Raw genomic sequence first — 19,617 nt, 5'->3', positions numbered from 1 at the left:
GGGCCTAAAACAAAGCATTATTCCGCTGATGTCTACTGAACACGGGACATGTGGCTTCTGTGAGACTCCTGACGTAGATCTTGTAGAAGCAAAATTCCTCGCAGAATGGTTTCAACTTTTAATTAGCATTTATGAACCAGACACAAATGGCAAGTCTCTAGTTGAATGGATGAAAGAAGACTGGCAGCTTTTCTCACATCCCAAGATGGATATCGCACATGCCAAGGAGCTACTCGGAGAGGTTCTAGATGATGGGGATATTGTCCGTAAAAATTTTTCCCCCTCAGAAAAATATAAAAGCGAAGTTCTTGTTAGATGGGAAACTTTACGCGACGAATTGATGTATAAGAATCGCTACTTCTTGGATGAACCTCTAGACACGGATCGCTTCAAAGAACTACTAGATCATCTACCCGCTGATGATCTACCGAACCTATGGTATCGAGCTCGAATCCGCACCGGCGATACGACGTATGAAATCAAAGACATGGGACCGCCTCCAAAACGTTTAGCATCACATGGGCGCGCGAATCCACCTGGCATACCTTACCTATATGTCGGTTCGCAACCAGACACTGCCGCCTCAGAGGTGCGTCCTCATACCGGTGAAGTTGCTTGCGTAGCGGAGTTCACGATTGCAACCCAGCTGCGTGCAGTTGATCTTCGAAATCCCAGGAAGCTTGTATCTCCATTCCTGTTGGGTGACGCTGGTGCGATTGGCCAGCTACGTGCAGATATTCCTTTTCTAGAACGCCTCGGGGAAGAACTTACGAGACCTGTATTACCCCAAGGGGCAGCTATTGACTATGTACCCAGTCAATACTTATGTGAATTCATAAAGAAAAGCGGTTACGATGGAGTCGTATATCGTAGCTCTGTCAGCGACGGAATGAATTTGGCACTTTTTAACCCAGCAAAGGCAACTGGAGGAAATGTCGCATTATATAGAATCAATCGCGTTTCTGTAGATGTCCATCGGGAACCGGATTAAACTCTTTTAAAAATTGAAAAAATCACTACCACTATGGATTGGCTAATAAAATATACACAGCCTTATATCCACCCATATACGCAAATGGGTGATATTCACCATACCCCTTCCCAGACATAGTTATTTTTCTCACAAAATCTATTAGATCCCTCACATCAATATATCTTGCCTCAAACTCAACAATACTGAGCACATCATCCAAGTCCGTTATCAAATAACGTTCATATAGCCGCCTATAATCCAAGGACGCGTCAACTACAACATTCAAATCTACTTCATCCGATGAAAACTTTTTCAGATCCGCCCAGAGAAAACTATTACAGCTTCCAAGCTCTAAAAAATTCCTTGCCAAAGGACAGCCTGCAATCATTGGAATCCCCAACTCTCGCCCCGCAGCCGCACCAAGAATAATACCTTCGTTAAACTTTACCTGTATTGAACTATCACTAAATGACATTAACTTTGGCCGTCTTGCGTAAAGACCTAAAACCTTAAACAGGCATCCTATATGCAGTTCCTTTGAGATACCCGAACCCTCCCGCGTCATCCACGGGTAGACTGGGGTTACGGAAGAAAATCTCTCTTTCAACTTCCTGACGAGCTCTGGAATTATTGCGTATTCAGCAGATCTTTCACAGATGAAACTGGTAGATTTAGGCATCACTATCCTTAGATGTCATAAAAAACTAGCCAAGCTCCCTTTTCAACTCCACTTGGCCTCTCCCACGTACTTTCGATCGCCTACATGAGTATCTCTAGCCTAGCCAGATGGCCGTTATGGTGACTGCCGGACCAACAGCACGTTTAGCATCAAACCCTCGCCCCCAAAAAAACCCTTACCTCCGCCATTTTAGCTGAAGAGCTCGGCACAATTCTGGCACACTCAAAGTGCTTTACACTAAAATCGAGCGCTCAAATGTGCCGCACAACGCAACAATACAAACCTTTTTTAAAAGAAAAAAATATAAATACTTAGAAAATTAGCTACCTAAAAGATTTTTTCGATTGAAGTTGCACTGCAACGGCCCAACCGGGAAAGTTTCGCGAATAAGCGTTGGCACGTGTGACATCAGGCAGGCTCGGCAATCGGTAATGCCGTGGATTCTGTCACACAATCGCCCGCTGCCTACCCCAGCAACCCCATTTCCTGAGCCCGCGCCACGGCCTGGGTCCGACGTTCCACCCCCAGCTTGCTGTTGATGTGGCTGGCGTGGGTCTTGACGGTGTGCAGGGAAATAAACAGCTGGTTGCTGATTTGCTGGTTTGAACACCCTTGGGCAATCAACTGCAGTACCGCCAGTTCACGGGTGCTCAAGGCTTCGCAGGCGGGTGATGGTTCCACGGCCACCTTTTGCGGCAACAGGGCCAGCAGGCTTTGGCTCAGCCCGTCATGTGGCTCACGGGCCAACTGTTCGCGCGTCCAGTCGGGGTAACGCTCCAGCAACGGCGCAAAGGGTTGCAGCGCGCCGCCCGCCGCGGCCTCGAGGGCGCGGGCAAACACGGCGCAGGCGCGGGCCGGCTGCCCGCCGTCGAGCAAGAGTCGTGTTTGTTGGGTCAGGGCCATGAGTCGGATCATCTGCCGGCCGCTGTCATGGGCCTGGCAGGCCACGGCCTCCAGCCGTTGCAAGGCGGCGTCGGGCTGATGGCGAATGGCATCCAGCGCCGCCTGTTGCAGTTCGATGTGTTGCGGCAGGTGCGGGTGAAACTCCGGCGCCGCGGCCGCCTGGTCGCCGATGTAGGTTTGCCCCAGGCGTACCAGCCAGGCGTCCGCCAGGTCGGTGCGGCCTTGGGCCAGCCAGAGCTCGCATTTGACCAGGGTGATCATCGCCAGGTAAAAAATCGGCGGTACGTCCCAGATGTGCATCAAGCGCTCGGCTTCCGCCAGTTCGGCGAAGGCCGTAGGAAAATCGCCACGCAGGCCCTCGAAATGGGCAATCACGCAGTGGCCGATCAACACGCTGATATCACGGCAGGCCCGCGCCTCGCCAAGCCCCGCGCGCAAGCGGGCCAGGCCGGTTTCGGACTGGCACCGGGTGAGCAGTAAAAACCCTTCGTACAAATACAAGCGCGCGCGCACGGCGTACAACCGCTGGGCGGGCAAGCCCTGCAAGCGTTGCAGCCCCTGGCGCACTTCTTCCAGTGCACGCAGGATTTCACCACGTGCCTGTAGCACCCGCGCCCGGTCGTAGTGGGCCAGGGCTTCAAACAAGGGGTTGCCGACCCGTTGCGCCAACTCCAGGGACTCGCGGTTCAAGCCCCGTGCACGCCACAGATCGGCGTCGACAATCGCCAGGTTCGACAAGGTCGACAGGCACATCAACCGTTGCCCATAGCGGCGCGGCGGCAGGCTTTCCAAGGCTTCGCTGCAATACAGGTGGGTCAATTCGCGATGGCCACGCCCGCGCGCGATGATCCCGCTCAGCGCCAGCCACTGGGCCAGCATCGACCGTTGCGCAGTGGCCGACGGCGCGGGCAAAAAGCGGCTGAGGTGGCTGGCCAGTTCCTGCGCCGCGTCCAGTTGGCACGCCAGGCCCAGCGCCCAACTGTAGAGCACGATCAGCCGTGGCGAGCTCATCAGCAAACTGTCGGGCAGGTCCATTTTCCAGCGCAGCAGCATGCCCACGTTCTGCTCGGCCAGCAGTTGCTCCTCGGACAGGTTCTGCACCAGGTTCGCCGCCACGTCCAGATGGCCGGCACGCAGTGCTTGTTCCACCGCCTCATCGATCAACCCCTGGGCGTTGAACCAGCGGCACGCCCGCAGGTGCAAGCTGGCGGTCGGCAGCACCGAATTGCTGGCGCGGCGAGTGCGCAATAAATCGGAAAACAGGTGGTGATAACGATACCAATGGCCCTGATCGTCCAACGGCACCAGAAACACTTGATGGGCTTGCAGGTAACGCAAAATGTCGGCGCTGTCATTGGCCTCGCGCAGGGCGTCACACAGTTCGCTGCAAAAACGCTCCTGCGGCGCGGTGTCGTAGAGGAAGGCCTGGACATCCGGTGGCAGGCAGTCGATGACTTCTTCGAGCAGATAGTCGCGAATCAGCCCTTCCCCACCGTGCAAGGCCTGGGGCATGGCGCCCTGATTGCCCGCTTCGGAGGCCGCCAGCAGCCAGAAGCGCAAGCCCGCCACCCAGCCTTCGCTGCGCCGGATCAAAGTGTCCAGCGCTTCGCCGCGCAAGGCGCTGCTGTGGCGATCCAGCAAGGCCAGGGATTCGGCATGGGTCAGCCGCAGATCGTGCTCGTGCAATTCCAGCAGGTGCCGGGACAGGCGCAAGCGCGCAAGGTGCCAGTCGGGGCGTTGGCGACTGGTGACCAACACCAGCAGGCCATCGGGCAAATGGTTGAGGAAAAATTGCAGGCAACGGTCCAGCACCGGGCCCTGAGCCAAGTGATAGTCGTCCAGCACCAGCAGCAAGGGCGCCTGGGTGGACAGGTGCAACGTGAGCTCATCCAGCAAGCCGTCCAGCCACTCTTCAAACGCGAACGGCTGGTGGCGCTGACGCATTTTCAACAGGCCCAGGGACTGGCTGCCCAGTTGCGCAAAATAGTGCTGCAAGCCCTCGAGCAGGCGCTCCAGGAACCGCCCCGGGTCGCTGTCCCGTGGGCTCAAACCCAGCCACAGGCTCTGCCAGTGAGCGGGCAGGCTCTGGCAAAACTCCACCGCCAGCGAGCTTTTGCCAAACCCGGCCGGGGCGCTGACCAACAACAGACGCCCGCCCAACCCCTCGCTCAGCCGCTCGCACAGGCGGGGCCGCAACACATGGCCGTCGGGCAAAGGGGGTCTGTAGAAGCGACCTTCCAGGGTCGGAATAACCGCGCTGGCAGGCCCTTGGATTCGGGACAGATCAGTCATCGCCGGGCTCTTGTGGAGGGCTGTTGTCGGCATGCAGGTGTCCGCAGACTAGCGGTAAACGCAGCCCCGGTGTAGCTCTTTGCAGGATTTGCCTTAAAAAGAACTAAGACAAAAGATATCAACCGTATGTTTATTGCCACCCATAAAAACGCCCCGAACCAGTCGGGGCGTTGGGCGGGGCTCGCGCCCCGGTGAGGGCAGGTTAACGAACCCCATCCTGGCGCAGCGCCGCCGGGGTGAAGTCGGCAGTGGTGGCGGTAAAGCCGAAGTCATACGCCTGCTTCTCTTCGTTTTTCATGCCCAGCGCCAGGTAGCGGCCGGACTGCAGGTCATAGATCGTCTCTACGGCGTACCACGGCACTTGTTTGTCGTAGTAGTTCTCGGCATGGGCTTCGGCCACACGCCACAGTTGGCCACGACCGTCGTAATGGTCGATCACCGCCGCCTGCCAGGTGTCTTCGTCGATGAAGAAGTCACGCTTGGCATAGATATGGCGCTGGCCTTCCTTCAACGTGGCCACCACGTGCCAGACCCGGCGCAGCTCGTAGCGGGTCAGGTCTTGGTTGATGTGGCCAGCCTTGATGATGTCGGCATATTTGAGCTTCGGATCGTCGAGCTTGTAGCTGTTGGAGGCGATGTACAGCTCCTTTTTGCCGTCCAGTTTCCAGTCGTAGCGGTCCGGAGCGCCGTTGTACATGTCCAAGTTGTCGGAAGTGCGCAGGCCGTCGGCCGCGGTGCCCGGGCCGTCATAGGACACTTGCGGCGCCCGGCGCACGCGGCGCTGACCGGCGTTGTAGACCCACGCCGAACGCGGCTCTTTGACCTGGTCCAGGGTTTCGTGCACCAGCAGCACGGTCCCCGCCAGGCGAGCTGGCGCGGTCACTTGCTGCTTGAAGTAGAACAACACGTTGCCCGGGTTCTTGGGGTCGAAGTCCTTCATCTTGTCACGGAACACGAACTGATCGCGGAAATACACCAGGCTGAACGAGCCGTTGGTTTGCGGCGTGGCCTGGGTAACCAGGCGCGTCACACTGCCGCCGCGATAGCGGGTGATGTGGTTCCAGATCACCTCCACGCCGCTTTTGGGGATCGGGAACGGCACCGCCGTCTCGAAGTTTTCCAGGCCGTTACCGCCCGAGACCAGGTTGGTGTGGGTGGCGTTTTTCTTGATGGACGCAAACACCTCCGCCGGCACGGTGGCACCGCGACGCGAGGGGTAGACCGGCATTTTGAAGGTGTCGGGGTAACGCTTGAACATCGCGTACTGGCCCGGCGTCAGTTTGTCTTTGTACTGCTCGACGTTTTGCGCGGTGATGGTGAACTGCGGTTGCTCGCTGGCGTAGGGGTTGGCCAGGAAGCCACGGGCATCCACCGCACCTGCGTTGGTCGGCAATGGCGACCATTTGGGAATGGTGCCAGCGGCATTGCCGGCCATTTCGGCCCCCATCGGCGTCAAGCTGGTGCCAAGCTTGGCGGCTTCATCGGCCGAGACCGCCGCCATCACGCTGCTCGCCATCAGCGACAGCCCCAGCACACCCACCTGCAACAGATTTTTAGTTATTTTCATGTTCTGGTTCTTCCTGAAAACAGTGTGCTTAGAAGTTCACGCCAACGCTAAGGGCCACAAAATCACGGTCATCCACGGTGCTGTAGTCGCCACCAAAGAAGTTGGTGTAGGCCAGGCTCGCGGTGTAGGTGTTCTGGTATTCGGCATCCAGCCCCAGGCTCACCGCCTTGCGGCCTTCTTCAAAGTTGCCGCCAGGGCCTGGCGAGTAACCGCTGACGTCATGCGACCAGGCCACGTTGGGCTTGAGGTTCACACCGGCGAACACGTCCGGGTATTCCCAGATCGCCCGGGCGCGGTAGCCCCACGAGTTGGCGGTGGTGAAGCCGTCATTGTTGCAGTTGGACGTCAGGTTGCTGCGGTCGGCCCCCGGGCCTGCACCCTGGATGGTGCTGCCGTTGAGCGCCGCACACATCGGGCCGCGGCCCGGACCAAATACGGGGTCACGCCCGTAGCGGGCCTTGGAGCTGCTTTCGAGCCCACCCACGTGGGTCAGGCCCACCTCGCCCACCAGCGTTAGGCGGCTCGCGCCCATGACCTGATCGAAGAAGTGCGTGAACGTGGTCTGGATCTGCGTGATTTCCTTGCGGTTGTAGCCGTGCAGGTCCTGGCCGGGCGTGCCTTTGAGGGGCGAGGCATTGAAGTAAGGGGTCAGCGGCGTCACACCGGCATACAGGATGTCCGTAGTGTTGAGCTGCACCGGCGCGTTGGGCCGGTAGCTGATCTCGCCACTCCACGCGGTGCCGGTGGGCAAGGTGGTGGAGAAGCTCAGCCCGTACAGGCGGATGTCTTCGGGGTACTCGATGAAGTAGCGCGAGTTACCGGCAACGGCCAGCGGCTGCAGGGTGACCGGCAGGCGGGCACGGGCGGCCGCGTAGACCGACCCTGGGGCGCCGGTGGCACTGAAGATCGGTGCACGGCTGTGATAGTTCATGAAGTAGGCGCCGAATTCGGTGTCCAGCGGTTCAAAGTTGTAGCGCAGCGCCACACCGAACTGGCCGCCATCACGGGCGTCACGGTCTTTGGAGCGTTGTACCAACACCCCTTCTTCATTGATGTTCACACCAAACAGGCCCAGCGCGGGCAGCGCGCCAGCGCCGGCCATGACCGAGCGTTTGCTGAGCAGGCGCAGGTTATCGTCGCAACCGCCGGTGACCACGTCGGGCTGGGAGAAGAACGTGCCGCAGTTATCAGTGACGGTCTTGTCCCAGTCGAGCTGATAAAAGGCCTCGGCCGACAGGTTGTCGGTCAGCGTCTGGGACACGTAGAACATGTTGACCGGAATCAGGCCTTCCTTGATCTCGGCGCCCGGGCGGCGGAAGGCGGCGACGTCGATGGGGTTGATGGCGTTGATACCGCCCCCGATAAACGTACTTTCACCCCAACTGACCACCTGCTTGCCGAAACGCACCGACCCCGGCGCATCGGCGATCGAGTAGTTGTGGTACACGAAGGCGTCGAGGATCTGCGTACCCGCCGAACGTGCGCCCATCGGGCGGCCTTTGTCGCTGATGTCCTTGAACTCGCGGTGCTCATCCTTGAGTTCAAAGTCGTACCAGTACTTGCCGCGCACGAAAACACCGGTGTCGCCGTACTTGAGCTCCAGGTCGTGGATGCCCTTGAAGATCTTGGAGAACGTTTCGCCACGCTTGAAGTTCAAGTGACCGTCATCGGAGGTCTGGGACAACCCCTTGCCGCCGTTATTCACACCGATCAAGTCGCGATTGGGCTTGGCGGTTCCCCAACTGGCGCCCACCGAGAGCGAGGAGTCAAAGCTGCCTTCGATTTCACCGATATTGAAACTGACGCCGAATGCCGGCCCTGCGAGCGTGGAAGCGAGGCTGACGGCCAAGGGCAGTCGTGCCCGGCGCCAGAACTGGTTGATTGAGGTCATCGACGCTACTCCATGTTCATTATTGTTATGGCAGTGAGCTCTTTTCAGAAGGCTTGTAACGGCAGGCATACAACGCTGCCAATGCCGGGCGGGCAACCTCACTCCCAGGTCTACAACGCCGCATCCTGAAAAAACGCTGGGGAGGACTATAGCCAGCAGGGGGTAGTGCTTGATCCCTCTAAAGTGTGATTTGCATCACCAAGCCGTCTGCCCCAACCCTTTCGCCACGCCGACAAAGGCCGGCGCGGGGAAGGATGGCTGAAAATTGGTAAATCACAAGTGAAGGCGTGTGATAGAGCCTTGCCGTGCCCCCGGGAGCACGGCAAACGGGTTTAGAGGGTGGAGAGGAAGGTGCTGTTGTTGGCCTGCCATTGGAGGATGTCAGTGCGGATACGTTTTTTGTCGAGCTTGCCGACGCTGGTCTTGGGAATTTCCGTAACAACGGCGATCTGGCTTGGAATCGCCCACTTGCTCAAGTGGCCCAACTCCACGAACGGCTTGAGGTGTTCCTTGAGTTCGCGCGCCCCTATCACATGGCCATCACGCACCACCAGCAACGCAAACGGCCGCTCGCCCCACTGTGGGTCGGCGATGCCCACCACCGCTACTTCGCGTACCGCCGGGTGGCGGCTCACCAGGTCTTCGAGTGCCAGCGACGAGATCCATTCGCCGCCGGTCTTGATCACATCCTTGATGCGGTCGCGAATGTCGATCACGCCAAATGCATCCAGGGTGGCCACGTCGCCGGTGTGCATCCAGCCGCCCTCCCACAGCTCGGCGCCCTTGAGCGGTTCGTTGAAATAACCTTCGCTGAGCCACGGCGCGCGCAGCACCAGCTCGCCCAGGGACTCGCCGTCGGCGGGCAGGAAGTTGCCGTCACCGTCGATAATCGCCGCCTCCACCAGCGGGCCGGGCACGCCCGCCTTGATGCGGTAAGTGGTGCGCTCGTCTTCGGTGCCCGCCAGCAACTCTTCATTGAGGTGGGCACAGGACACCAACGGCCCCGTCTCGGACATGCCGTAGGCCGCCGTCAATTGAATACCATGCGCCTTGGACACTTCGTACAACGAACGGTTAAGCGCACTGCCGCCGATGACGATTTTCCAGCCGGAAAAATCCACGCCCTGTGCGGCCTTGGCGTTGAGCACCATTTGCAGAATGGTCGGCACGCAGTGAGAGAACGTGACCTTTTCCTTGCGCCACAGCTCCACCAGGTACTCGGGGTCGTAGCGCCCGGGGTAGACCTGCTTGAGCCCGAGCATGGTCGCCACATACGGGATGCCCCAGGCGTGTACGTGAAACATCGGCGTGATGGGCATGTACACGTCGTTGGTGCCCAACAAGCGAACGCTGTCGACACTGCCCATGATCGTCGACACACCCAAGGTGTGCAGCACCAGTTGGCGATGGGTGAAGTACACGCCCTTGGGGTTTCCGGTGGTGCCGGTGGTGTAAAAGGTGGTGGCGACGGAGTTTTCGTCGAAGTCTTCAAAGCGGTAGTGGGGGCTGGCCGCGGCCAGCAGGGTTTCATACTCGCCCACCAGGCCCGGCAGCTCGGCGGTTTTTTCCGGTGCATCGGTGAGCAGCAAGGTGTGCTCGACGGTGGTCAGGTGCCCGGCAATGGCTTGATACAGCCCCACGAACTCGCTGTTGACCAGCACGAAGCGGTCCTGCGCGTGGTTCATGGTGTAGACGATCTGTTCCGGCGACAGGCGCACGTTGATGGTGTGGATCACCGCGCCGATCATCGGGATGGCAAACATGCATTCAAGGTAGCGGTGGCTGTCCCAGTCCATCACCGCCACCGTGTCACCGGCCTTTACCCCGGCCGCGGTGAGCACATTGGCCAGACGGGCGACGCGCTCGATCAGAGTGGGATAGGTGTAGCGCAACTGGTCGCGGTAGACGATTTCCCGGGTCTTTTCATAGCGCGTCCCGGACATCAGCAGGCGTTTGATCAACAACGGGTATTGGTAAGCGCCTTCGGCGGGCGGGATAACACGAGTCTGCAACATACGAATCCCTTATCTGACGGCATGGTCTTGGCTGATAGACAGGCACTTTAGAGCGCTTGTGTTTCAACCAAATCAGCCAAAGGAATGATTTGTAACACCCCGTGAATACTAGCTTTAAGCCACTAAGCGGCCTGGAACCGGACGCGGGGACGCGTCCGGCGTCGCGTCATTTGATGCTGGTGAAGGCCAGTTTTACGCCGATGGCGATCAGCACCGCGCCCATCGTGCGATCGAACCAGTGGCCCATCCGCGCAAACCCTGCGCGAACGCGCTGATGGCTGAACAGCATCGCCACCAGGCAAAACCACAGCGCGGTGGCCACGGCCAGGTACACCCCATAACCGGCCTGGATCGCCAGCGGGGTGTGCGGGTTGATCACCACGGTGAACAACGACAAAAAGAACAGCGTGGCCTTGGGGTTCAGGCCGTTGGTGACAAAACCTGCGGTAAACGCACCACGGGCGGTGCGCTCGCCCACTTCGCGGTGCACGTCCTGCTCACTTGCAGGCTTGGCCGGCTGGGCGCGCAGGGCTTTGAAGCCGATGTACAACAGGTACGCAGCGGCAGCCCATTTGAGCGCATTGAACAGCACGATGGACTGGGAAACGATCAGGCCGATCCCCAGCAACGAATAGCCCACATGCAGGAAAATCGCCGAGCCGACCCCCAACGCCGTCCAGGTGCCGGCGCGTCGGCCGTGGGTCACGCTTTCGCGCACCACCACCGCGAAATCCGGGCCCGGGCTGGCCACCGCCAACAGGTGAATCAATGCCACGGTCAAAAACTCGGCGACGTACATGTGCACTCCAAGAAGTAACTAATTATTTCATCTGATAGGCTCGGCAGATTACGCCTTCACACTCAGTCGCAAAAGGTACAGTTGATGACGAACAATCGCCGCGCCGTCTTCCTCGATCACCCGTCCCTCGACCTCGGGGACCTTGACTTCACCGAGCTGCGTAACAGCTTCAGCGATCTGCAACTGCTCGAGCACACCACCGCGCAGAACGTGGTGGAGCGTCTGCAAGGCGTTCAAGTGGCCATCAGCAACAAAATCGCGCTGAACGCTGAAACCCTGGCCGCCTGCCCCGACCTGAAACTGATCCTGATCAGCGCCACCGGCACCAATAACGTCGACCTCGCCGCCGCCCGCGCGCAGGGCATCACCGTGAGCAACTGCCAGGGTTACGGCACGCCGTCGGTGGCGCAGCACACGATCATGCTGCTGCTCAACCTGGCCACGCGCCTGAAGGACTATCAACAAGACGTGGCCGCCGGGCGCTGGCAGCAAGCCAAGCAGTTCTGCCTGCTGGACCACCCGATCGTCGAACTGGAAGGCAAAACCCTCGGCCTGCTCGGTCACGGCGAGTTGGGCGGCGCGGTGGCGCGCCTGGCCGAAGCTTTTGGCATGCGCGTGGTGCTCGGCGCCCTCCCCGGCCGCCCAGCCCGTGCAGACCGCGTGCCGCTGGATCAACTGTTGCCGCAAGTGGACGCACTGACCCTGCACTGCCCACTCAACGAGCACACCCGGGACTTTATCGGCGCCCGCGAACTGGCACTGCTCAAGCCCGGCGCGTTTATCGTCAACACGGCGCGCGGCGGGTTGATCAACGAACAGGCGCTGGCCGACGCGCTGCGCAGCGGTCACCTGGGCGGCGCGGCTACCGATGTGCTGAGCGTCGAGCCGCCCGTGCAGGGCAACCCGCTGCTGGCGGGCGACATCCCACGGCTGATTGTCACGCCGCACAACGCCTGGGGCAGCCGCGAGGCACGCCAGCGCATCGTCGGCCAATTGGCACAAAACGCCCGGGGCTTTTTCAGCGGGGCTCCACTGCGCGTCGTCAGTTGATAAACTGCGCCCCTTTTCAAGGGAGCAGACCATGGATCCGCGCAGTGAAGTACTGCTTCGTCAGGCCGAACTTTTTCAAGGCGATGTGTTGTTGGTGGGCCCGCCCGCCGACGACCTGCTGGGCCGCCTGCCGGATGCCCACGGCTGGTGCTGGCACGCTGGCGATCAGGCCGCACTGGACGCCCGCTTCGCCGGGCGCAGCCAGTTTGGCGTGAACGTGCCGGAGCGGGCGTTCGACACGGCGGTGATCTTCCTGCCCAAGTCCAAGGACCTGGCCGATTACCTGCTCAACGCCGTGGCCGCGCGCTTGCCGGGTAAAGCGCTGTACCTGGTCGGCGAAAAACGCGGCGGCATCGAAAGCGGCGCCAAGCAAATGGCCCCGCTGGGCAAGCCACGCAAGCTCGACAACGCGCGCCACTGCCAGCTGTGGCAAGTCACCGTGGACAACGCCCCCGCGGCGGTCCAACTGGAGAGCCTGGCCCAGGTCTTTGACGTTCCGCTGGCCGAGGGCCCGCTCAAAGTGGTCAGCTTGCCGGGCGTGTTCAGCCACGGCCGCCTGGACCGCGGCACCGAACTGCTGCTGCAACACCTGGACAAACTACCCAGTGGCCACCTGCTGGACTTCGGTTGCGGCGCGGGCGTGCTGGGCGCTGCGGTCAAACGTCGCTACCCGCACAACACGGTGACGATGCTGGATGTGGACGCGTTTGCCGCCGCCAGCAGCCGTTTGACCCTGGCTGCCAATGGCCTGGAGGCCGAGGTCATGACCGGCGATGGCATCGATGCGGCCCCCATGGGATTGAACACCATCCTGACCAATCCGCCGTTTCACGTGGGCGTGCACACCGATTATTTCGCCACCGAGAACCTGCTGCGAAAAGCAGCGAAACACCTGGCAAAAGGCGGAGAACTTCGCCTGGTTGCCAATAGCTTCCTCAAGTACCAACCGCTGATCGAGGAGCACTTGGGCGTGTGCGCGATCAAGGCAGAAGGCCAGGGTTTTCGCATTTACCGTGCCAAGCGCCCCTGACCGGCCTTTAAAAAAGAACGCTTGCCGAATGGCGTTTGCCTAGGCAGAATCCGCTCCGTCCTAGGGGAGTAGTCTCCCGCGAGCGCCACGCTCGCCCGGCATGCGTCAACATACTTGGTCAGCAGACCATGGCGCATGCGACCCAGGTGTCCGCACAGACGGACCAGGGTTTGACAAGACCTATGACACGCACACCTTACCCGGGGCGGGAAGGCTGTACGTGTCATAGCCGTGTCGACCCGCCCCTGGAACTTACCTGATGCTGGATTCCCTGCTCGTCCCTACCGCAATCGTTGCCTTGGCCGAAATTGGCGACAAGACGCAACTGCTCGCACTCATCCTGGCGGCCCGCTTTCGCAAACCCTGGCCGATCATCGCCGGCATCGTTGCCGCGACCCTGGCCAACCACGCCGCAGCCGGTGCGGTCGGCGCCTGGTTTGGCAGTTTCTTCTCGGATGCGCTGTTGCATTGGATCCTCGCGGCAAGCTTTTGCGCCACGGCCTTGTGGACGCTGGTGCCCGACAAGCTCGACGACGATGAAGCCAGCACCACCCGCAAGTTCGGGCCCTTCCTGACCACGCTGATTGCGTTTTTCCTGGCCGAAATCGGCGACAAGACCCAGATCGCCACCGTGATGCTGGCGGCGCAATACCCCGAGCTCTGGCTGGTGATTATCGGCACCACGCTGGGCATGTTGATCGCCAACGTGCCGGTGGTGCTGGCGGGCAATTTTGCGGCAGACAAACTGCCCCTGACCCTGATCCGCCGGTTGGCGGCCACCGCGTTTTTCATCCTTGCCGTGGTGGCGGTGTACAAGGCCATGCAAAGCAGCGGCTGGCTGTAGCGCCTGGCCCGCAGGTGCCTCACCGGCGCCTGCGGGGCTGCGTGTATCGACGCCGGTACACCGCGCGGCGGGTTGTTGCGCTTCAGATACACCCGCCTTGGCGACCGTTCTATTTGCGACATTTACAGACTCGTTAGAGCCATCTTTCCCCCAGCGCCTCATGCCCTCCTCGCCCGCCGCCGATAACCACAGCAGCCACTATTTCCTGTGCCCGGAGCCGTCATGAAATTCAAGTCGATTCAATTTTCCGTCGCGGCCCTGGCCGGGACCATCGTGTTGAGCGTGGTGGCGGTGCTGGTGTTGTACGCCTTGTTTGCCGGGGCACGCACCCAGGACATGGTGCAAGAACGCACCCGCGAGCAATTCGAGCAGATCATCCAGCAACGCCTCACCACCCTTGCCCAAACCCAGGCCACGCTGATTCAGCGCGAACTGGAAGCTCCGCTTGTGACCGCCAAGGGCCTGGCCACCACCAACGCCTTGATGGGCATGAAAGACGCCAACGGCAACCCGCAACTGGCCGTCAGCCGCGAGCAGTTGGTGAACCTGCTGCATGAAACCGTGGTGCGCAACCCGAAGATTCTCGGCGCCTACATCGGCTGGGAGCCGAACGCCATCGACCACAACGACGCCGCCTATGCCGGCAGCAAGTCCGCCACCATGGCCGCCGACGGCCGCTTCCTGCCCTGGTGGTTCCGTAACCAGGATGGCAGCCTGGGTCTGGACAAACTGGTGGACGTGAGTGACCAGACCATCCTGTCCACCGGCGTGCGGGCCAGCGAGTACTACCTGTGCTCCAAAGAAAGCAAAAAGCCCTGCGCCATCGACCCGGCCCCTTACAAAGTGGGCAATGCGATGGTGATGCTGGCGTCGTTCATCGAGCCGATCATCATCGACGGCACCTTCCAGGGCATTGTCGGTGCCGACCTGTCGGTGGACTTCATCCAGGAGATGCTCACCAAGGCCGACCAGAACCTGTACAACGGCGCCGGTGAACTCGCGCTAATTTCCAGCAACGGCCGCCTGGTGGCCTACACCAAGGACGCCAGCAAGCTGGGCGCCAAGGCCAGCGACCTGCTGGACCCGAGTGAACTGGCCAACCTCGGCCAATTGAACGCTGGCGAAGTACGCTACGACATTGACCGGGAACACGGGCATATCGAACTGTTCCTGCCGTTTCGCATCGGCCAGGCCGAATCGCGCTGGACGCTGATGCTGCAACTGCCGCTGGACGCGGTGATGGCCGACCTGCAAAAACTGCAAGGCGACCTGGACACCCAGCGCAAGACCGACATCTTCGGCATGACCATGGTCGGCCTGCTGATTGCAGGCGTAGGGCTGTTGGTGATCTGGCTGGTGGGCCACGGCATCGCGCGGCCGCTCAAGCAAATGGTGGCCATGCTCAATGACATCGCCCAGGGCGAAGGCGACCTGACGCGCCGCCTGAGCAGTGACCGTGCGGACGAGCTGGGGGCGATCGCCAGCGGCTTCAACACGTTTTTGGCCAAGCTGCAGGGCATGATCACGCAGGTGGTGACGTCGGTGCAGAAGGTCAGCGACTCGTCGGAGCACACGGCCGACATCGCAATTCGCACCAATCAGGGCGTACACAAGCAAATGGTCGAAATCGATCAGGTCGCCACCGCGGTGCACGAAATGACCGCCACCGCCCAGGACGTGGCCCGCAACGCGACCCAGGCGGCGCAGGCGGCCAGCCACGCCGACCAGGCCGCGAGCCAGGGCATGCAGGTGGTGCGCGACACGTCTGCGGCCATCGGTGCCCTGGCCCAGGAAATCGGCAAGGCCATGGGCGCGGTGCAAACCCTGGCCAAGGACAGCGAGAACATCAATGCCATCCTTACGGCCATTCGCGCGATTGCCGAGCAGACCAACTTGCTCGCGCTCAATGCCGCCATTGAGGCCGCACGGGCCGGTGAGCAAGGACGCGGTTTTGCCGTGGTGGCCGACGAGGTGCGCAACCTGGCGCAAAAAACCCAGAAGGCCACCGAAGAAATCCAGACCATGATCCAGCAACTGCAACAAGGCACGCGCGATGTGGTTCGGGTCATGGAAAACAACCAGAACCGCACCAACGAAAGCGTGCAACACGCCGCCAAGGCCGCGCAGGCGCTGGAGACGATCACGCAGGCGGTGTCGGTGATCAACGACATGAACACCCAGATCGCCAGCGCGGCCGAGGAGCAAAGCGCGGTGGCCGAGGACATCAACCGTAATGTGATCAATATTGGCCAAGTGGCCAATGAAGTGGCGGGCGGCGCCGAGGAATCCAGCAGTGCCAGCGCAGACCTGACCCAGCTGGCCGAGCAACAGCGGCGCCTGGTCAATCAGTTCAAGGTCTGAGGCCTTGCTCAAGCCGGCGTCAAACACTCCGGCCCATTGAGTTTGGGGTCGTTGACCATATTGGCCAGCAGCCTTTCGCGCAGCGCCGCAGGCTCGCTGGCCAACAGCCCTTGCAGCACCGGCAAAGGCGTGTCGGGGTCGAGCCAGGCCTGCTGCCCCGCCGCATCCAAGATTAACGGCCGCCGTTGGCTTTGTGCTGGCTGGGTGACCACGGCCGTGCTCAACCACACCTGTTCCTGCACCGGGTACGCTTCCCACACCGCGGCAAAAAACAGCGTCGACCCCTCGCCGGGAGTCAGCCAATACGGGCGTTTGCGCTGGGTGCCACGCCATTCGTAAAAACCGTTGGCGGGCAGCAGGCAACGGCGCTGGCGAAACGCTTCACGAAACATCGGTTGTTCCGCCAGGGTTTCCGCGCGGGCATGGGCGGGCGTGCGGGACAGGTCGGTCAACCAGGGCGGCGTCAGGCCCCAGCGGGCGCGAGCCAGGGTGTGCTGACCGCTGTCGAGGCGCTGGATCAACACCGAATCATTCGGAGAAATGTTCCACTGGGCCCGCTGGTCGGCCGGAAACCCCGGCAAGGCCGCAAACGCGGGGTTCCAGCGAAACAAGGCATAACGTCCACACATGGGGCAACACGACTCCTGGGAAAACCGACCGACAGCCTAACAGACCAGCACGCCGGGAAAGCTGTCGGGTTCGTCACCTGCCAGCGGTTGCGCACCGTTATAGGCGGTGATCAGCTCGCGCGCGAGGGCCGCCTGGTCGTTCTGCACCGCCAAGGCCAACAGGCCGAACATCGGCAGCTCGCCGGTGCCGCCCAGCAGATCGCGCCCCACCAGATGCGCCTCGATGCCTTCACTGGCGAGCATCTGCTGGAGCAACTCGCCTTCCATCAGGTTTTCCGGCTCGTAAATTCGCTGCATCGGCGCCTCTTCTATTCGTTTTCGCTGCGCACCTCGAGCATCCACTCATCGTCGTGAATTTGCAGCAAGAACGTGATGGGGCGGCAGCAGACCGGGCAGTCTTCTATGTATTCCTGGTCGCCCCCGGACAGGTCCAGCACGGCAGTGACCCACTCACCACAATAAGGACATTCGTAAGACTCGGTTTCCAGCATCGCGGTCTCCCAAGTGACTTGTGCGTATAATCGCCGGTCTATTGACAGGGCTATTTTCCGACCGAGCCGATTGCCCGGGCCGCGCCCTGCTATTTATTGATCCAAACCCTTTACTTACCCTAGCCGTTTCTAACAAGAGAGCATGATGGGCGAATTCGATACCATCCGACCTTACAACGACAGCGAAGTCCCGGCAGTGCTGGCACGCCTGTTCAGTGACAAGGCCTTTCTGGACATCCTGACCCACTTCCGCTTCCCGCGCTTTGCCAGCGCCTTCGGCTGGCTGCTCAAGCCGTTGATCGCGCGCAAGCTGCGCCTTGAGTTTGCCAACGTTACCAGCGTGGCCACCCTACAGGACAAAGTCGAAACCTACGTCGATCACACCATTGATCGGGCGACAGACGGCGTGACCTATACCGGCGTCGAGCAACTGAAGTCGGGCGTTGCCTACCTGTTTTTGGCCAACCATCGCGATATCGTGATGGACCCGGCCTTCGTCAACTACGCGGTGTATCACGCAGGCCTGCCAACGCCGCGCATTGCGATCGGTGACAACCTGCTGCAAAAACCGTTCGTCAGCGACCTGATGCGCCTGAACAAGAGTTTTATCGTGCACCGCTCGATCACCGGGCGCAGAGAAAAGATGGCGGCGTATCAACTGCTGTCGGCCTATATCAACCACTCGATCCGCACCGACTGCCAGTCGATCTGGATCGCCCAGGCCGAAGGCCGCGCCAAGGACGGCGACGACCGTACCGAGTCGGCGATCCTCAAGATGTTCCATATGAGCCGCAAGGAAGAGCCGTTCGCCGAGGTGATCCAATCGCTGCACCTGACGCCGGTGTCCATCAGCTACGAATACGACCCGTGCGACCAGGCCAAGGCGCGCGAGCTGTACATCCGCGCCACCACCGGCACCTACAGCAAGGCCAAGGGTGAGGACGACGTCAGCATTGCCCTGGGCATTACCGGCTACAAGGGCCGGGTGCACATCAACTTCGCGCCGCCGATTACCCAGCCGTTTGAAGACACCAAGCAATTGGCAATTGAAATGGACCGGCAGATTCTGGGCGGTTACCGGCTGTTCCCGGTGCATTACCTGGCCTATGCCCAGTGGGCCGACGCTGACCCGCACTTGCCAGTGCCCGCCGCAGCCCAGGTGTTCCCGGCCGATGAACTGGCGAAAGCAAAAGCGGAGTGGGAGCGCCGGTTGGCGGCCTGCCCGGCAGAGCACCGGCCGTACCTGGTGTTGCAGTACGCCACGCCGGTGAAAAATCAGTACCGCACCCGGGCCGGCATCGCGCTGTAACCCGCCAGCTGCAACAAAAAGTGGGAACAGGCCGTCAGCCCGTTCCCACTTTTGTTTTCGGAGCGCCTAGAGGTGCGTGCTAAGCCACGACGCCAGCAGCGCAGCGCCCAGGCACACATACCCCAGTCGATAGACCTGACGCAGCCGCCGCTCGGTGCGCACATCCAGAAACAACATCGGCTGGTCGATCGCCCGCCCCTCGCTTTGCGTGGCCAGGTGATCCAGGGCGCGGCGTTCACGCAGGCGGGTAACGAACAGAAGCCCGGCACCGGCGCAAGCGACCGTCAGGGCAAGGGCATTGGTTAAAACGGCAGGCAGCGACATCGCAAACCTCGGCGTAGCAGTGTTTTGGTATCTGTTCAGATACAAACCTGAATGATATGCGCCGCTTGCGCCTGAAAGCTCCTTTCCCCATGTGGGCTTAATGTATCCAGTAATTTACAGCGTCACCTGAACGTCACCTTAACAAGCCACGCTGTTGCCCTTCAAAAGCCCGGGAGCTTGTCATGTTGCACGCGCAAAACCAGGATCGGCTGTATCTGATTGCCCCCAGTGACGAGCAGGAAGCCTTGGTCGGCGCCCTGGCGTTCAACGTGCAAGACCGCCACTGGCTGGTGTATTGCGCCCTCGGCGGGCATCAGCATGCCGACCTGCCGGAGCTGGATGGGCTGACCGGGGTGAGTGTGCTGGACTTGTATGTCGAAACGGCGGCGTGAAAGCGACAGGCGTAAAAAAAGGTTCTTCACGGATTACCGGGAAAGTCATTCTTGATCTTCATGAAAAA

At 60.6% G+C, this 19,617-nt stretch carries 17 protein-coding genes, 1 pseudogene and 1 riboswitch; of the genes and pseudogenes, 8 read left to right on the top strand and 10 right to left on the bottom strand.

Annotation, left to right across the window (positions count from 1 at the left end; all coding sequences use genetic code 11):
• The first annotated feature begins 28 nt into the window (after positions 1 to 28).
• Entirely contained in the window at positions 29 to 991 is a 963-nt protein-coding gene (locus ACW9H9_RS22295) for an RES family NAD+ phosphorylase (protein ID WP_457345298.1), read from the top strand.
• Between the two features lie 31 nt (positions 992 to 1,022).
• Here the strand turns inward: ACW9H9_RS22295 and ACW9H9_RS22290 are convergent, their stop codons facing one another.
• From ACW9H9_RS22290 to ACW9H9_RS22265, 6 genes are all read right to left on the bottom strand, one after another.
• Positions 1,023 to 1,652 (bottom strand): hypothetical protein, encoded by a 630-nt coding sequence (locus ACW9H9_RS22290; protein ID WP_457345296.1) that lies wholly within the window; start codon positions 1,650 to 1,652, stop codon positions 1,023 to 1,025.
• A gap of 465 nt (positions 1,653 to 2,117) precedes the next feature.
• Positions 2,118 to 4,847, bottom strand: coding sequence for a LuxR C-terminal-related transcriptional regulator (locus ACW9H9_RS22285; protein ID WP_457345295.1), 2,730 nt, complete (start codon positions 4,845 to 4,847; stop codon positions 2,118 to 2,120).
• A gap of 202 nt (positions 4,848 to 5,049) precedes the next feature.
• Positions 5,050 to 6,414: a DUF1329 domain-containing protein gene (locus tag ACW9H9_RS22280; RefSeq protein ID WP_457345294.1), complete on the bottom strand. Its 1,365-nt coding sequence runs from the start codon at positions 6,412 to 6,414 to the stop codon at positions 5,050 to 5,052.
• Positions 6,415 to 6,442: 28 nt separating this feature from the next.
• Positions 6,443 to 8,305 (bottom strand): DUF1302 domain-containing protein, encoded by a 1,863-nt coding sequence (locus tag ACW9H9_RS22275; RefSeq protein WP_457345292.1) that lies wholly within the window; start codon positions 8,303 to 8,305, stop codon positions 6,443 to 6,445.
• A gap of 332 nt (positions 8,306 to 8,637) precedes the next feature.
• Positions 8,638 to 10,320 (bottom strand): fatty acid--CoA ligase, encoded by a 1,683-nt coding sequence (locus ACW9H9_RS22270; protein ID WP_457345291.1) that lies wholly within the window; start codon positions 10,318 to 10,320, stop codon positions 8,638 to 8,640.
• Between the two features lie 166 nt (positions 10,321 to 10,486).
• Entirely contained in the window at positions 10,487 to 11,119 is a 633-nt protein-coding gene (locus tag ACW9H9_RS22265; protein ID WP_457345290.1) for a LysE family translocator, read from the bottom strand.
• Positions 11,120 to 11,203: 84 nt separating this feature from the next.
• Between ACW9H9_RS22265 and ACW9H9_RS22260 the strand changes: the two genes are divergently transcribed.
• The 5 genes and pseudogenes from ACW9H9_RS22260 (at position 11,204) to ACW9H9_RS22240 (ending at position 16,404) form a co-directional block, all read left to right on the top strand.
• On the top strand, positions 11,204 to 12,169 hold the full coding sequence (locus ACW9H9_RS22260; RefSeq protein ID WP_457345288.1) for a 2-hydroxyacid dehydrogenase: 966 nt from the start codon (positions 11,204 to 11,206) through the stop codon (positions 12,167 to 12,169).
• Positions 12,170 to 12,200: 31 nt separating this feature from the next.
• On the top strand, positions 12,201 to 13,199 hold the full coding sequence (locus ACW9H9_RS22255; protein WP_457345287.1) for a methyltransferase: 999 nt from the start codon (positions 12,201 to 12,203) through the stop codon (positions 13,197 to 13,199).
• 50 nt (positions 13,200 to 13,249) lie between these two features.
• Positions 13,250 to 13,371, top strand: a riboswitch (yybP-ykoY riboswitch).
• A gap of 87 nt (positions 13,372 to 13,458) precedes the next feature.
• Positions 13,459 to 14,043 (top strand): TMEM165/GDT1 family protein, encoded by a 585-nt coding sequence (locus ACW9H9_RS22250; RefSeq protein ID WP_457345286.1) that lies wholly within the window; start codon positions 13,459 to 13,461, stop codon positions 14,041 to 14,043.
• Positions 14,044 to 14,265: 222 nt separating this feature from the next.
• Positions 14,266 to 15,546: pseudogene (locus tag ACW9H9_RS22245) on the top strand (HAMP domain-containing protein); the annotation flags it as partial.
• A gap of 15 nt (positions 15,547 to 15,561) precedes the next feature.
• The gene (locus ACW9H9_RS22240) at positions 15,562 to 16,404 is read left to right on the top strand and encodes a methyl-accepting chemotaxis protein (RefSeq protein ID WP_457345330.1); all 843 of its coding nucleotides are present in this window, start codon (positions 15,562 to 15,564) and stop codon (positions 16,402 to 16,404) included.
• A gap of 8 nt (positions 16,405 to 16,412) precedes the next feature.
• Here ACW9H9_RS22240 and ACW9H9_RS22235 read toward each other — a convergent pair whose 3' ends face one another.
• Genes ACW9H9_RS22235 through ACW9H9_RS22225 form a run of 3 tightly spaced genes read right to left on the bottom strand, consistent with a single transcriptional unit; the run spans position 16,413 to position 17,524 of the window.
• A complete protein-coding gene (locus tag ACW9H9_RS22235; RefSeq protein WP_457345285.1) occupies positions 16,413 to 17,033 on the bottom strand; it encodes an SOS response-associated peptidase in 621 nt (206 codons plus the stop codon).
• A 36-nt stretch (positions 17,034 to 17,069) separates the two neighbouring features.
• A complete protein-coding gene (locus ACW9H9_RS22230) occupies positions 17,070 to 17,330 on the bottom strand; it encodes a putative signal transducing protein (protein WP_457345283.1) in 261 nt (86 codons plus the stop codon).
• Positions 17,331 to 17,341: 11 nt separating this feature from the next.
• Positions 17,342 to 17,524 carry a CPXCG motif-containing cysteine-rich protein gene (locus ACW9H9_RS22225; RefSeq protein WP_457345282.1) on the bottom strand — a complete coding sequence of 61 codons (183 nt, stop codon included), beginning with the start codon at positions 17,522 to 17,524 and terminating at the stop codon, positions 17,342 to 17,344.
• Positions 17,525 to 17,669: 145 nt separating this feature from the next.
• Between ACW9H9_RS22225 and ACW9H9_RS22220 the strand changes: the two genes are divergently transcribed.
• Positions 17,670 to 18,833 (top strand): 1-acyl-sn-glycerol-3-phosphate acyltransferase, encoded by a 1,164-nt coding sequence (locus ACW9H9_RS22220; protein WP_457345281.1) that lies wholly within the window; start codon positions 17,670 to 17,672, stop codon positions 18,831 to 18,833.
• 66 nt (positions 18,834 to 18,899) lie between these two features.
• Here the strand turns inward: ACW9H9_RS22220 and ACW9H9_RS22215 are convergent, their stop codons facing one another.
• Positions 18,900 to 19,157, bottom strand: coding sequence for a hypothetical protein (locus tag ACW9H9_RS22215; RefSeq protein ID WP_457345280.1), 258 nt, complete (start codon positions 19,155 to 19,157; stop codon positions 18,900 to 18,902).
• 182 nt (positions 19,158 to 19,339) lie between these two features.
• On the opposite strand from ACW9H9_RS22215, the gene ACW9H9_RS22210 reads away from it, so the two are divergent.
• Positions 19,340 to 19,549 carry a hypothetical protein gene (locus ACW9H9_RS22210; protein WP_457345279.1) on the top strand — a complete coding sequence of 70 codons (210 nt, stop codon included), beginning with the start codon at positions 19,340 to 19,342 and terminating at the stop codon, positions 19,547 to 19,549.
• Positions 19,550 to 19,617 lie beyond the last annotated feature (68 nt).

The organism is Pseudomonas sp. SDO5215_S409, assembly GCF_054071325.1.
The sequence above is the reverse complement of the archived record's forward strand: the minus strand, read 5'-3'. Positions and strand labels throughout refer to the sequence as shown.